Origin of the sequence: Shinella sp. S4-D37, assembly GCF_040812195.1 — a bacterium.
GTDB lineage: Bacteria > Pseudomonadota > Alphaproteobacteria > Rhizobiales > Rhizobiaceae > Shinella.
The window spans coordinates 465,145-478,974 of sequence record NZ_JBFNXL010000003.1; the positions used below are offsets into that span (position 1 = coordinate 465,145).

Below are 13,830 nucleotides of genomic sequence, written 5' to 3' on the forward strand. Positions count from 1 at the left end.
TCGCCGGCCGCCGTCTGACGGCCGGACGTTGTAGCGGACGCCTAAAAGGATCAGGCGTGCGCGAACATCACGTGACGCACCGACGTATAGGCATCGAGCGCATGGATGGACATATCACATCCTGTGCCGGAGCCCTTCATGGCTGCCCACGGCATTTCGGCGGTTGCTGCGCCATGGGTGTTGACCCAGGTGAAGCCGTAGCGCAGTTCGCTGGTCATGCTCATGGCAAGACCGATATCCTTCGTCCAGACGGAGGAGGCTAGGCCGTAGCGGCCGGCATTGGCAACCTTGAGTGCATCTTCGGCTTCGGAGAAGCGCGAGATCGTGACGACGGGGCCAAACACCTCGTTGCAGGCGATCTCGGCATCATGGTTGACGTTGGCGACGACGGTCGGCTCATAGAAGAAGCCATCGCCGTCAATGCGGTTTCCACCGGTCACGATCTCGGCGTTCAGGCGCGCCCGATCGACGAAGCCGGCGACACGGTCGCGCTGCACCGCGGAGACGACCGGACCCATCTGCGTGCCTTCCGCCTTCTGCGCGCCGACCTTGATGCCCGCGACTTCGCTCGCGACGGCAGCGACGACCTTGTCATAGATGCCGTCCTGCACGAGGAGGCGGCAGGGCTGGGCGCAATCCTGGCCGGCATTGAAATAGCTGCCGGCGCGGATCGTCTGGGCGAGCGTGTCGATGTCGGCATCGTTAAAGACGATAACCGGGGCCTTGCCGCCGAGTTCGAGATGAACGTGACGGATCTGGTTGGAAGCCGCGCGCATCGCGGCCATACCGGTCGCGGGCGACCCGGTGACGGCGATCGCCTCCATCTCGGGCGAATTGATGAGCCGATCTCCGATCGTCGCACCGGTTCCGTGGATGATGTTGAGCACACCTTTCGGGAGGACATCGGCGAGGAGTTCGCCGACTTTCAGCGTCGCGAGCGGGGTGATCTCGGACGGCTTCAGCACCACTGTGCAGCCCGCGGCAATCGCGGCGGCAAGCTTCCACGAGAACATCATCAGCGGATAGTTCCACGGCGTGATGGCGGCGACCGGACCGACGGGGTCACGGCGCAGCATACTGGTATGGCCGGCGATATATTCACCAGCGGCAGCGCTCGTCATCGTACGCGCGGCGCCTGCGAAGAAGCGGAACGTGTCAATTGTCAGCGGCATCTCGTCGTCATGGGCGGACGGCCAGGGCTTGCCGACGTCGATGCTCTCCATCCCCGCGAGTTCGCGGCTGTTCATCTCGAAGACGTTGGCGATTTGCAACAAAAAAGCAGACCGCTCCGCTGGCGTCGTGCGCGAGAATGTCTCGAAGGCGTCTGCAGCCGATTTCACGGCTGCATCGACCTGAGCATTCGAGGCCTCGGCGACGTTGGCAACCGTCTTCCCCGTGGCGGGATCCAGGATGGAAAGAGCAGTGCCTTCGCCCTCAACCAGTTTGCCATCAATGAGCAATTTGGTCTGGAACTTCATCTTTATACCTCGTTGTAGCCGCGGATCAGCTTTTCACTGGTTCAAAACGCCGTTAACGCAGAACGCCATGATGGTCTCGCGGGATTGCCATGTTCCTATCGCCTGCATTCTTCTGCGATGACCGATGTGGAGCCGTCGTGTCAGCGCAGCTGCCGGCTATTGTCTCTGTTGGAAAAGCTCGCTCTCATAAGCAAGCAATGTGGCCAGCTGGCCCTGCAGTTGCTCGATGAGGGCGGCTGCGGGTTCACGCAAGGGCGTGCGCACGGAGCCCATGTCGTGGCCGGCAATCCTAAGCGCCGCCTTCAGAGGCCCAGGATTGGGCTCGGAATATACGGTTGCGATAAAATCGCCCAAACGAGCAAGACGCTCCTTGGCGTCAGCGACATTGCCGGCACTGGCAAGATTGAAGATCTCCAGCCAGCTGCATGGCAAGACAGCCGACGATGCAAGGATGCCGCCAACGCCCCCGAGCGCCACCTCCTCGACGAAATAGTCCTCGTCGCCGGCGAAAATCGCGATATCACCACCCACTGCACGCATCAGCTCGCCGAACAGAGCCTGGTCGGGATTGGAGGCCTTCATCGCAAAAATGGAGCCGTCGTCTGCGATCTGCCGCACCGTCTGGGGCTGGATCGTCGTGCCGGTCATGTAGGGAATGTCGTAAAGAAGGATCGCCTGGCCCACGCCGTCGGCTATGCCCTTGTAGTAGTCGCGAATGCCTTCCTGCGTCGGCAGCACGCCATAGGGCGTCAGCACCATGAGGCTGTTTGCGCCTGCGCTCAGAAAGTCACGACCCAGGGCGATCGCATCCCTAAGGCCGGGCAGCGTCACGCCGGCGACCACCGGCACGCGCCCACCAACGGCGTCGACCGTTGCCTCAACGGCCTCGACACGCTCCTTGAAGGACAAGGCAAGCGCCTCTCCCGTCCCGCCAACCGGGACAAGACCACTGATGCCGCAAGAGATCAGATAATCCGCATGCGTACGGATCGCAGTGCCGTTGATCGTTCCATCGGCTTTAAACGGCGTGGTGGTCGCAACATATAGACCTTTAGCGGTATGCTTGTTCATGTCCATCCTTCTTCCGGCCAACTATAGCCCTAGCCCGCTCGTGGGACGCCATCGCATGTGGACCTCTGACAAACAGGCCACGACATGGTTGAAAACAATAATGCCTTCACCAACCACATTTATGATATCTGATCAAGTTTTTTCTGTGAATTTTCATTGCTGGTACTGGCCTTACGTGCACGGGAAAGGGTTGCAGTCTTTTTGCAACGAATAGTCCGCCAAAAGCGTTATTTGATATTTGATCAGATTGACCGCCATCGCCTAATCGGTTAGGTTTGGCTAAAGTGATATAGAAGGCGATACGGTGCGGAACGCCGTCCTTGCCCTGTCAGCGATATTCTTGGTTGTATCCTGGCTTTATCAGTGATCCAAATATAATTATCCCGCGGCTGTCACGATCGCTGGTTTGCGCGATCATGCATTGCCGACATCAATTGCAGGACCCACGATGCGCGGAGACAATCTGCCCCAGTTTACAGCGAGACGGCCCATTCTGGATGCCGAATATATATATACTGAGCTGAAACAGATGCTCATGATGGGCGAGTTTGTGCCGGGCCAACGCCTGACCTTGCCGCAGCTCGCGGAGGGATTCGGCACCAGCCAGATGCCGATCCGCGAGGCAACAAACCGGCTGATCTCCGCTCGCGCATTGCAGTCCCCTCCCCGTCGGTCGCTCTGCGTGCCGGAAGCCACAGTCGATTTGATGGACTCGCTACTCCCCGTCCGACTGCTGCTCGAGGGTGAAGCGGCACGTCTCGCGGTGATCACAAAAGGTTCGTCGCTCGTGCGCAAACTCGAAGCGATCAACACTGAGATGCAAGCGCATGTGCCGGCTGAGAACATCAAAGGCTACCTGAAATTCAATCAGAAATTCCATTTTCAAATCTACCGGGGGAGCGGCAACTCCGATCTCGTTGACCTGATAGAGCTGATGTGGATGCGCTACGCGCCGATGCTCAACATCGTACGAAGCGGCGTCCTGACAAAGTCTGGCGACCAGCGCCATGTTGAGATAATCGAGGCTTTCCGGGCTGAAGACCCCGAAGCAGCCGCGGCGGCTATGCGCGCCGATATTCAGGACGCGGCCCGCCCGATCCGCCAGGTCATACTGGAAAACACGGCTCCGAATTCCCGCTGACAACGCGCCTTCGAACCGGGGGCGGGAAGGCATAGCCTCCCGCCCTTGTATCGCGAAATCCCGGAGCTTACCGCGCTTCGAGCGCGCCGATTGTTTCATCAAGAATGGTCAGCAACTGTCCCGCATGCGCCGGACCAAAGGGTAGCGGCGGGCGGATTTTCAAAACATTGGCTTTCGGCCCCGCCGAGCTGATCAGTACGCCGCGGTGGCGAAGCTCATTGACGATCCGAGTCGTCATCGCGCCGTCCGGCGTTTTTTTCTCGCGATCGCTGACAATCTCGATCCCGATGAAGAGGCCGGCACCGCGTACGTCACCGATCGAGGCTCGTCGGGTCGCGATCTCGGCTATGCCCTTCCGGATCAGGGCGCCGGTATTTTTGGCATTGTCAATCAGCCTTTCGTCGCGGATTACCTTCAGGACCGCATGGCCGGCGGCGACCGCGACCGGATTTCCGCCGAACGTGTTGAAGTAGCGCGCCTTCTCGCCGAAATCGGCAATAATTTCGGGACGAGCGACGAGACCGGCGACAGGGTATCCATTGCCCATCGGCTTGCCCAGCGTGACGAGGTCGGGCAGGATGCCGTGGCGTTCGAAACCCCACATGGAATCGCCCGTTCGACCGAAGCCGGGCTGCACCTCATCCGCGACGAAGAGGCCGCCTGCTGCGTGGATCGCGTCTACCGCGCCCTTCAGGAAGCCGGCCGGCTCGGCGAAAATGCCGTCACTGGAGAAGATCGCATCGACGATCAGCATTGCCGGCTTGATGCCATGCCGCTTCATGCCGGCGATGGCGCGCTCGACATCGGCCTTAAAGGTTTCGCCTAGCGATGCACTGGATGTCCGATAGGCATCCGGCGCCGGGACAGTGCGGACATGAGCACCGAGATCAACGAAGGCACCGAGCGAAGGCGAAAATTCCGATACCGCGTTCGTCAGCCCGTGATAGGCCAGATCGGTAACGATGACGCCCGTTCCGCCCGTGACACTCTTGGCCAGACGGAAGGCAAGATCATTCGCCTCGCTGCCCGTGCAGGTCAGCATTATCTGACCTAAATGCACCGGGAAAGTCGAAATCAGGTCCTCGGCATAATCCAAAAGCGGTTCATAGATATAGCGGGTATGGGTATTGAGGACGGCCGTCTGGCGGGTGATCGCCTCGACCACCGCCGGGTGGCAGTGGCCGACGGATGCCACGTTGTTATAGGCATCGAGATAGCGCTTTCCATCGGCGTCCTCGAGGAAGACCCCTTCGCCCCGTACGATGTTGACAGGGTTCTGGTAAAAAAGCCGATAGGCCGGACCGAGGATGCGGGCTCTCCGTTCCACCAGGGTTCGGTCGCGCTCAGAAAGGTTGTTCATGTCCGATTGACTGAAGGCATTTGTCATTGCCATGGTGCTAGCCTTTCAAGATTTCTTGCTGGTCCAGCGGAGTGCCGACGACGATAGCGCATTGAGATCGCCAAGCGCGTTTACGGCATTGCCGTGGTTACGCAAAATATAGTCCCGGTTTTCTGGAAAAATCGCCGCACGCCATTCCGTGATGAGAATCGTCATGGCAAGGCGGGCGCGCATGAGCACCGGCAGAACGGTGAGTTCCGGTTCGGAGAGAGGTCGGATATGGCAATAGGCTTCAAGGAAATGCGACAGCTCGTCGACAGATCCCACCCGGCTCACTAAATAGGACAGGGCCACTCCCACGTCGCTCGCCACTGTGCCGATCACCATGTCGCCGAAATCGATTACCCCCCGCACATCGTTGGCGTCATCCGGGTCTACGAGAATGTTATAGGGATTGAAATCGTTGTGGATCGGTTGCCGCGCCAGCGTGTCTGCCACAGACAGGTAGTCGCTCTCGAAGCTGCCAAGGCATTGTCGGACAAGGGCCTGCCGCGCGGGATCGACATAGCTGAACAGACGCGCGCCCAGCTCCAAAAAGCCTGCCATGTCCCACAAAATCCTGTCCGAAGGAGGGTCCGCCTGGTAGGTCGAAAGACCGCGTCCAAGCATTGCGCAGACCCTGCCGAGCTGCTCGAGCTGGGGGGCCGACGAAGCCACCTTGAAGAGCGGTTCGCCTGCAAGATAGGTGAAAAGGCGCGCTGTGCGGTTGCCTTCAGCAGTTTCGATCGTCGGCATGACCCTGCCGTCGCGGGCCTCGATCAGCCGCGAAACAGGAAGTTTCGGCTCGACGCGGGCGAGATGCAGGAATGCGCCGGTCTGGAAGGCAAGAAGCGTGGGATCTTCCTGCGGATTGGCGACTTTCAGAATGTATTGCGCGCCGTCCGTCGCGGTGACGAGGAATGTCTCGTCGCGTTCACTGTTGAAACGCACGACCCCCCCGGAAAGACCGAAGTGATCGGCAAGGATAGACCGCTGTTGGCTGCCATCAAGCGGCGTCCAGCTGTTGGTGAAAGCGTCATCTGTTCGTTCGGCGTTCATTTCCGTTCCCGCAGCTTAAAGTCTTCGCTCAGAAAGCAGGCCAGGTCCCCCGGGCGGTTTCGTGCCGCCGCCCGGGGGATCTTTCGTTTCGGTGGTCGGATGGCCGGGCTCACGCCTTGATGCGCAGGTTCTTGGAGTCGTACCAGGCCCCGAACTGCAGCTCGATCGGATAGCGTTTCATGGCGATTTCGACCTCCCAGGTTCCGCTTTTCAACCAGTCGCTGGTAATACCGCCTGCGTTGGTGACATAGGCGAGGCCAAGAGAGGCCTGAACACGGTGGCCGTAGGCGCCGGACATGACGGAGCCGATGATGACGCCGTCCCGCAGGATCGGCTCGTGATGATAGAGCATCGGCGCTTCCGGACCGCCGAGCACCTTGACCTGAACGAGCCGCCGCGCGACGGGGCCTTCCGCCTTTTGCTTCAGGAGTGCCTCGCGTCCGAGGAAACCGCCTTCCTTGTCCAGGGCGACGGTAAAGCCGAGACCACTCTGGTAGGGCGTGTCCTCCTCGCCGATATCGTGACCCCAGCTGCGATATCCTTTTTCCATGCGCAGCGAACTGAGCGCGAAGAAACCGCCCGGCTTCAGGCCAAGGTCCTCGCCCGCCTTCGCAATCTCGTCATAGACATGCTGTGCGAAATCCGTATCGATGTAGAGTTCGTAGCCGAACTCGCCGACATAGGTGAGCCGGCTGGCGCGGACGCGGGCGTAGCCGAGGTCGATCTCCTTGCTGGTGCCGAAAGGAAAAGCTTCGTTGCTGAAGTCGTCCGGCGAGAGGCGTTCCATCAGCTCGCGGGTTTTCGGTCCCATGACGGCAAGCATGGTGAGGCCGGAAGTGATATCGGTGATGGTGACCTGAGCGCCTTCCGGCGTGTTGCGCCGGAACCAGGCGATGTCGCGGCGCTGGGAAACGGCAACAGTCACGACCAGGAAGACATCCGCCTGGAGGCGCGTGATCGTCACGTCGGCTTCAATGCCGCCATGCTCGTTGAGCCACTGGGTGTAAACGATCTTGCCGATCTCGACGTCGAGATCCGATGTCGAAAGCCAGTTCAGCGTCTTGAGCGCATCCAGTCCCTCGACGCGGTACTTGACGAAGCACGAGTGGTCGAAGACCGTAATGTTTTCAGCTGTGTTGCGGCATTCGGCGGCGGTGTTTTCAAACCAGCTCGGGCGATAATAGGAATATTCGATATTGGCTACTTCTTCGGGCGTGCCGTAGAAACCGGGGCGCTCCCAACCCGCAAGCTCCGTCATGAAGGCGCCGGCTGCGACAAGTCGGTCGTGATAGGGCGTACGGCGCACGCCACGGGCCGTGACAAGCTGACGGGCCGGCCAGTGCATGTCGAAATTGAGGCCGAGGGATTCCACGGTGCGGTGTTCCAGGTAGCGCTTGTTGCGCTGGAAGCTCTGGGTGCGGCGGATATCGACGTCGATGAGTTCGACCGGTGGACGGCGATCGCGAATCCAGTCGGCCATGACCTTGCCGACGCCCCCCGACGAGAGAATACCGACCGAGTTGAAACCGGTCGCGCAAAACAGCCCGTCGACTTCCGGCGTCTCACCCAGGAGATAGCGGTTGTCCGGGGTGAAGCTTTCCGGTCCGTTGAAGAAGAGCTGCATCCCCGTCGTCTCGAGCGAAGGCACGCGGCGGGTGGCGGCCTCAAGATGGGGCGCGATGTGATCGATGTCCTCCGGCAGCGTATCGAAGCAGAAGCTTTCGGAAATGCCTTTCTGGCCCCACGGCTTGGCTACCGGCTCGAAGAAGCCGACGAGGAGTTTGCCGGCATCTTCCTTGTAATAGGTCCATTCGTCGCCGAGGAAAAGTACCGGCAGGTCACGCGGCAAGCCGGGCATCACTTCGGTCACCACATAGAAGTGCTCGGCCGCATGCAACGGGATCGTCACACCGACATCGGCTGCAAGATCGCGCGACCACATGCCGCCGCAGATCACCACCGTCTTCGCTTCGATCTTTCCCTTGTCGGTGAGTACGCCCGTCGCGCGACCGTTTTCAACAAGGATCTTGGTGACCGCCGTGTGTTCGTAGATTTTCGCGCCGCCGGAGCGCGCGCCCTTCACATAGGCCATGGTGACGTCGGCGGGATTGACCTGGCCGTCATGCGGGAACCAGAAGCCGCCGACTATACCCTCCGTGGAGATGGGCGACCAGCGCTCCTTGATCTCGCCCGCGCTCACCGCCTCGACCGGAAGGCCGAAATTGCGGCCCATCGAAGCGCCGCGCGCAAGCTCCTCGTAGCGGGCTTCCGTCGTGGCGACGCGCAGCGAGCCGGAACGGCGGAAACCCGTCGCCTGCCCCGTCTCCTCCTCGAGCTTGCCGAACAATTCACCCGTATACTGCGCAAGCTCGGTCATCTGGCGCGTGGCGCGCAGCTGCGTGACCAGACCGGCCGCATGCCACGTCGTGCCCGACGTCAGTTGCTTGCGCTCGCAGAGAACGACATCCGACATGCCGATCTTCGTCAGGTGATAGGCTATCGAACATCCGGTAATGCCGCCGCCGACAATGACCACGTCCGCTTTTGATTTAAATTCCATCGCTGTTCCTCGTGCGAAAATTCTTGAACATCGGCCATTCGGCGGATCCGAAGACACACTTTTTCATCGGCCAAGATGGCGCGCCCGGAGGCGCGCCATGCCGTCGTCTGTCTTCAGGATCGTCTTCGCCAGTCTCTTTAAACCTGAGGGCAGCTATCCGTGGTTTCGAACAACACCCTGTTGAGGGCTAGCTACGCGAGTTGGCCACACATGTCAACAAAACTGATATCTGATCAGATAATTGTGTGTGCGGCGATGCCGCTGGTCGCGCCGCCGCTTGTATCAGCATACAACCTTATCAGGATCTAAAGCGCGCAATCGGACACTTAGCCCACCGCGATTTCGTTCCTTGGCCGGACTTGGGATCGATGCGGATATGCTCATGACCTGAAGCACTCCTTCGTCTCCTTCCTGATCGGCTCAACGGACAAGCTCGTTCATGGTGAGATCGGATCCACCCGCAAGCTCGATGACGGTCGACTATCCCGCAAATGGTGGTTCACGGCATAACAGGGCTTGGCGAGCCGTGGCAAATGCCGGCCTTCATGGCACAGGGCTGCGGCTTCTCCACTTGGGTTAAAGGCTTATGGATAATCTCATCAACGGCAATCACCAGCAACGGACTGGTCGGCCGGATTTATCCATAGCCCTCCCTGGCGATGTCACGTTGTCTTCAGTTTAACGGTTGACGGATAGTTGGGCGATGATGCGCTCGACGACGATCAGTTACAAGAACCACCGGTTTTCACCGCAAATCATCGCCCGAGCGGTGTGGCTGTGGTCCGTGCTGCCGCAGTTCAGCTGCACGAAGCTGGTCATCGCGGTGGATGGCGATATCGATGTCAAGAGCTGGCCGGATGTCATTTGGGCGCTCTCCACCCGTTTCGACGCGAGCCGCGATCTCGTCGTCATCGACAACACGCCGATCGACTATCTCGATTTCGCCTCGCCCAAATCCGGCCTCGGCGGCAAGCTCGGCCTTGACGCCACCAACAAGATCGGCGCGGAGACCGACCGCGAATGGGGCCGCCCCTCACCATGTCGCGCGAGATCATCGCACGCGTCGACGGCTTTGGCAGACGCTCGGCCTCGGGGAGACGACGGCAGGCGAAAAATGAAGGAGGTCGGGCTCTTGAGCGGCTCGAACCAGCGATCACGTCCTTAAGTGCCGAATTCGATTGACCGGCGATGTGCTACCTGCACCGCAGCGTTACCAGCGGGCCAAGCCACTGGATACTGACATCAATACGTTCAGGGTAGCGGCTCGCCAAAGTCGCCTTGTTGCGCATTATCGCAGCGAATGATGCGATAATGCGCAATCCGGACTGCGTTCCGGCGCGTTTTCACACTTTCATCCCGAATAGGGCTTGCTTCCGCCTGCGATTGTGGCGGGATTGCGCATGTCTTCTTGTGCAGATCCCCAGGAAGGGGATCGCCATTCGGATCGGGATGGGAATGAAAGTACACGTACCGGGCACCGCCAATCTCGACGCCCTGCTGGTCGACTGGATCGATCACGACGGTCGTATCTGCGCGGTCAACGTGATGGAGGCGCACGAGCTTACCATCACGCTCGGGCAGGGCGAGAGCGTGCCGCTGGAGCGCATCTATAGCAGCACCTCGGCGCAGATGCTGCGCGGCATCGCACGCGACGGCCAGCCGTTCGTGTCCGGGCTCACCGTTTGGGTGAATTCGCCCCAATATAGCGAAGTCCCCATGATCGCCACCGTGGTCTCCGATCCGGGTCGCGGACTTGCCGTCATCAAGCAGCCATTGCCGGAAAGCGTGCTCGGCATCGGGCCGGAGCTTGCCGAGCGCGTGGAGATCCTCTCGCAGATGATCGGCGCGGCGACGGAGGCCTGCTGGTGCATCGAATTCCTCGAACCTGTCGACACGGCGCTTGCCGAAGACGAGATCGTCGAGCGGATATTCACGAACCAGAGCCGGTGGCGCGCCTGCAACGAGGCGATGGCGCGGCTCTACCGCGTGCCCGAGGGACTCGATTTCAACGTCCAGCCGGTTTCGCGCTATTTCCCGGCAACCGACATCAACCGCCACATGGCGCGCGACCTCGTGCGCTCCGGCTACCGGCTCGACCGGGCCGCCGCCATCGACCGCCGGCACGACGGCAGCGAAATGCTGGTCGAGAACGATTTCCGCGCGGCGATCAAGGACGGCTTCCTCATCCGCCTCTGGGGCACGACGCGCGACATCGGCGCGCATCGCCAGCGCGAGCAGCAGCTCGCCGACCGCGCGGACATCATGCAGGACATCCTGAGCGCCGCACCGGACCCGATCCTCGTGATCTCCGAGGACGGCCTTCTGCTGGCGACCAACCCGGCGGCCGAAAACCTCTGGGGCGGGACCGCCGAACAGGTCCTCGGCCGGCCCTTCCAGCAATTCGTCGAAACCCGCAATGCGCTCGACAAGCTCCGGCAGGCGGCCCTCGCCGGGGAGGAGACCGACGGCGAGTGCGATCTTGCCGTCATCGCCGAGGATGCGAGCCGGGACACCTGGCGCTTCCGCGTCGCCTGCATCGAGGGCGAGATGCGCCGCTACGTGCTCACCGCCCGGCGCAAGAGCCGCCGCAGGGCGCGCAGCCTCGCACAACAGGAGGCCGCATCGTGAAGTTCTACGCCAACGACATCGCGGCACCCGGCCAGCGCCGCCTGCGGCCCTCCTTCATCGACGAACCGCAATTCGGCGCTTTCCTCGATGCCTTTCCCGACGGCGTCGCCCTTCTGGAAACGGACGGCACAATCAAGCTCGTCAACGGCAAGCTCGAACTGCTCCTCAACCTCGCGCGCAGCGACCTCGTCGGCTCGGACCTTGCAAAACATGCCAAGACGGCCGGCCCGCTGGTGCAGAAGCTCGCCGGCGCCCTGCGGCAGCTCAAGCGCATCGAGGTTTCCGGCACCCTCAATTCACAACGCAACGTCACGGCCTCCATCGGCATTCTCAGGACGCCGGACGGAGGGGCCTATGGCGCGCTGCTGACGATGCGCGAGACAGGCCGGCATCATCGCGGCCATGCACGCAGCGATCACTTCCGTTTCGAGGCAGAGCCGCTGCCGGCCACGGGCGGCGCGCTCCTCACGCAGCGCCTCAGCGCCATCGCTCGCCGGGCGGCAACCGCCGTCGAGCGCGGCAGCGCCGTGCTCCTGACGGGTGAGACCGGCTCCGGAAAGACCGAGCTTGCTTGCTTCGTCGGCAAGGCCGGCGCCTCCGACGCGCCGCCCTTCGTCCACGTCAATTGCGGCATGCTGACCGACACGCAGTTCGACGCGGAAATGTTCGGCATCGAGCCCGGCTCGGCTCTCGACACCTCCACGCGCGGCAAGCTCGGCTTCGTGGAGGCGGCCGACGGCGGAACGCTCTTCCTCGACCAGGTGACGGACCTTTCGCCGGTCTCGCAGATGAAGCTCGTCGCCTTCCTCGAAAACAACACCTTCAGCCGCCTGGGCTCGATGCAGCGCCGCAAGGCGCGCCTCAGCCTCGTCACCGCCACCAATGCCGACCTGCCGGCCCTCGTGGCAAGCGGCGCCTTCCGCCGGGACCTCTATTACCGCATCGCCGTCGTGACGCTGGACCTGCCGCCATTGAGAGACCAGCCGGAACTCGTCACCGCGCTGACCGAGCACGTCCTCAGGCGGCTGAATGCCGGGCGCACGCCGGCCCTCCAGCTCTCCCCGGCCTTCGTCAAGCGGCTCGCCGCCCACGCCTATCCCGGCAATGTGCGGGAACTCACCAATATCCTCGAGCGCGCCGCGGCCGGAGCCGAGGACATCGCACTCGCCGAGCATTTCGTCGTGGCCCCGGATGCCGCGCCCCGTCCTTCTGCGGCTCCTGCGGCCAGCGGCGGGGAGGCCGCACCGCAGAACTTCAGGGACCTGGTGCAAGCCTTCGAAAGCTGGGTCCTGGAAAAATCCATCGCAGAACATGGAAGCAAAAGAAGCGCCGCCAAGGCGCTCGGCATCGATATCGCCACGCTCGTGCGAAAGACGAAACGAACGAGATAACCAACCAAGACATGAAGGGGAACAAACATGTCCATACTGCGCAGATCCGCAATTCTCGCCCTTGCCGCCGCAAGTTTCATGCCGCAGGTTCTGGCCGCCAAGGCCGGCGAGCTCAACTACCTCACCTGGGAAGGCTATGCCGTCGACGGCTTCATCTCGAAGTTCGAAGCGGCCTCCGGCTGCAAGGTGACGGCCTCCTATGTCGGCTCGAACGATGACTTCGCCGCCAAGCTCGCCGCAGGCGGCGGCGTCTATGACGTCATCACCCCCTCGCTCGACACCGTGCCGATGATGCGCCAGGCCGGTTTCGTCGCGCCGATCGACACGGCGAAGGTGGAAGGCTTCGGCGGCATCTATCCGGAATTTTCCAAGGAGAGCGACGTGGTCGCGGACGGGGAAACCTGGGCCGTGCCGCTGATCTGGGGTTCCGTCTCGCTGATCTACCGCCCCGACAAGCTGGCGACCAAGCCGGACTCCATCTCCGTCCTGTTCGACCCGGCCCTCAAGGGCAAGATCTCCATGTGGGACGACAAGTCGGCGCTCTACTGGACCGCACGCTATCTCGGCTATGACAATATCTTCGACCTTACCGACGAGCAGCTCGAGGCCGTGAAGGCCAAGCTCATCGAACAGAAGCCGCTCATCCGCAAATACTGGGCCTCGGCCGGTGAGCTGACGGAGCTGATGGCCAACCAGGAGGTCTATGTCTCCAACGCCTGGACGGGCCTGACCAGCAAGGACGTCAACAACCTCAAGAAGGGCTTCGAGGTCGTCGAGTTCACGCCCAAGGAAAAGGCGGAGGGCTGGATGGATTCCATGATGCTGGTGAAGGATTCCCCCAACGAGGACTGCGCCTACAAGTTCATGAGCTTCATGCAGTCGGCCGAAGGCCAGTGCGGCATCGCCGAAGCCACCGGCTATTTCCCGGTCAATCCCAAGGCTGTCCAGGCCTGCATGGATGACGAGACGAAGAAGGACCGGCAGGTCGACAACGTCGAGTTCGTCAAGAGCCTCGTCATGTGGCAGCAGCCGGCGCGCCTCGACAAGTATCTCGAAACCTGGAACGCCGTGAAGGCGGCGCCGTAAGGCCGGACGGAGGGCGCGGCCGCCGCCGCGCCCTCCGC

The 13,830-nt window shown here is 61.6% G+C and carries 9 protein-coding genes and 1 pseudogene; 5 read left to right on the top strand and 5 right to left on the bottom strand.

The genetic code is table 11. From position 1 onward, the window contains the following. Positions 1–50 precede the first annotated feature (50 nt). Together AB3G45_RS06210 and AB3G45_RS06215 are read right to left on the bottom strand one after the other, a co-directional pair. On the bottom strand, positions 51–1,478 hold the full coding sequence (locus AB3G45_RS06210; RefSeq protein ID WP_367829730.1) for an aminobutyraldehyde dehydrogenase: 1,428 nt from the start codon (positions 1,476–1,478) through the stop codon (positions 51–53). Positions 1,479–1,634: 156 nt separating this feature from the next. After that, positions 1,635–2,549 (bottom strand): dihydrodipicolinate synthase family protein, encoded by a 915-nt coding sequence (locus AB3G45_RS06215; protein WP_367829731.1) that lies wholly within the window; start codon positions 2,547–2,549, stop codon positions 1,635–1,637. A 448-nt stretch (positions 2,550–2,997) separates the two neighbouring features. Between AB3G45_RS06215 and AB3G45_RS06220 the strand changes: the two genes are divergently transcribed. Continuing rightward, on the top strand, positions 2,998–3,690 hold the full coding sequence (locus AB3G45_RS06220; protein ID WP_367829732.1) for a GntR family transcriptional regulator: 693 nt from the start codon (positions 2,998–3,000) through the stop codon (positions 3,688–3,690). 67 nt (positions 3,691–3,757) lie between these two features. Here the strand turns inward: AB3G45_RS06220 and AB3G45_RS06225 are convergent, their stop codons facing one another. The 3 genes from AB3G45_RS06225 to AB3G45_RS06235 form a co-directional block, all read right to left on the bottom strand. After that, entirely contained in the window at positions 3,758–5,083 is a 1,326-nt protein-coding gene (locus tag AB3G45_RS06225; RefSeq protein ID WP_367829733.1) for an aspartate aminotransferase family protein, read from the bottom strand. Positions 5,084–5,095: 12 nt separating this feature from the next. Further along, the gene (locus AB3G45_RS06230) at positions 5,096–6,127 is read right to left on the bottom strand and encodes a phosphotransferase (RefSeq protein ID WP_367829734.1); all 1,032 of its coding nucleotides are present in this window, start codon (positions 6,125–6,127) and stop codon (positions 5,096–5,098) included. A 109-nt stretch (positions 6,128–6,236) separates the two neighbouring features. Continuing rightward, complete coding sequence (locus AB3G45_RS06235) at positions 6,237–8,687, bottom strand: FAD-dependent oxidoreductase (RefSeq protein WP_367829735.1); 2,451 nt, start codon at positions 8,685–8,687, stop codon at positions 6,237–6,239. Positions 8,688–9,456: 769 nt separating this feature from the next. Here AB3G45_RS06235 and AB3G45_RS06240 point away from each other — a divergent pair. The 4 genes and pseudogenes from AB3G45_RS06240 to AB3G45_RS06255 all read left to right on the top strand — a co-directional run. After that, a pseudogene (locus AB3G45_RS06240) lies at positions 9,457–9,805 on the top strand (UbiD family decarboxylase); the annotation flags it as partial. A gap of 337 nt (positions 9,806–10,142) precedes the next feature. Then, positions 10,143–11,315 carry a PAS domain S-box protein gene (locus tag AB3G45_RS06245; protein WP_367829736.1) on the top strand — a complete coding sequence of 391 codons (1,173 nt, stop codon included), beginning with the start codon at positions 10,143–10,145 and terminating at the stop codon, positions 11,313–11,315. Beyond that, the gene (locus AB3G45_RS06250) at positions 11,312–12,706 is read left to right on the top strand and encodes a sigma 54-interacting transcriptional regulator (RefSeq protein ID WP_367829737.1); all 1,395 of its coding nucleotides are present in this window, start codon (positions 11,312–11,314) and stop codon (positions 12,704–12,706) included. The genes AB3G45_RS06245 and AB3G45_RS06250 overlap by 4 nt, the downstream gene beginning before the upstream one ends. A gap of 27 nt (positions 12,707–12,733) precedes the next feature. Continuing rightward, on the top strand, positions 12,734–13,792 hold the full coding sequence (locus tag AB3G45_RS06255; RefSeq protein WP_367829738.1) for a PotD/PotF family extracellular solute-binding protein: 1,059 nt from the start codon (positions 12,734–12,736) through the stop codon (positions 13,790–13,792). Positions 13,793–13,830: the final 38 nt, after the last annotated feature.

What these genes read in the sequence shown, in the direction of transcription:
- AB3G45_RS06230 (WP_367829734.1), bottom strand. Translation starts at nt 6,127, where the DNA reads ATGAACGCCGAACGAACAGATGACGCTTTCACCAACAGCTGGACGCCG.
- AB3G45_RS06210 (WP_367829730.1), bottom strand. Translation starts at nt 1,478, where the DNA reads ATGAAGTTCCAGACCAAATTGCTCATTGATGGCAAACTGGTTGAGGGC.
- AB3G45_RS06215 (WP_367829731.1), bottom strand. Translation starts at nt 2,549, where the DNA reads ATGAACAAGCATACCGCTAAAGGTCTATATGTTGCGACCACCACGCCG.
- AB3G45_RS06245 (WP_367829736.1), top strand. Translation starts at nt 10,143, where the DNA reads ATGAAAGTACACGTACCGGGCACCGCCAATCTCGACGCCCTGCTGGTC.
- AB3G45_RS06255 (WP_367829738.1), top strand. Translation starts at nt 12,734, where the DNA reads ATGTCCATACTGCGCAGATCCGCAATTCTCGCCCTTGCCGCCGCAAGT.
- AB3G45_RS06220 (WP_367829732.1), top strand. Translation starts at nt 2,998, where the DNA reads ATGCGCGGAGACAATCTGCCCCAGTTTACAGCGAGACGGCCCATTCTG.
- AB3G45_RS06225 (WP_367829733.1), bottom strand. Translation starts at nt 5,083, where the DNA reads ATGGCAATGACAAATGCCTTCAGTCAATCGGACATGAACAACCTTTCT.
- AB3G45_RS06235 (WP_367829735.1), bottom strand. Translation starts at nt 8,687, where the DNA reads ATGGAATTTAAATCAAAAGCGGACGTGGTCATTGTCGGCGGCGGCATT.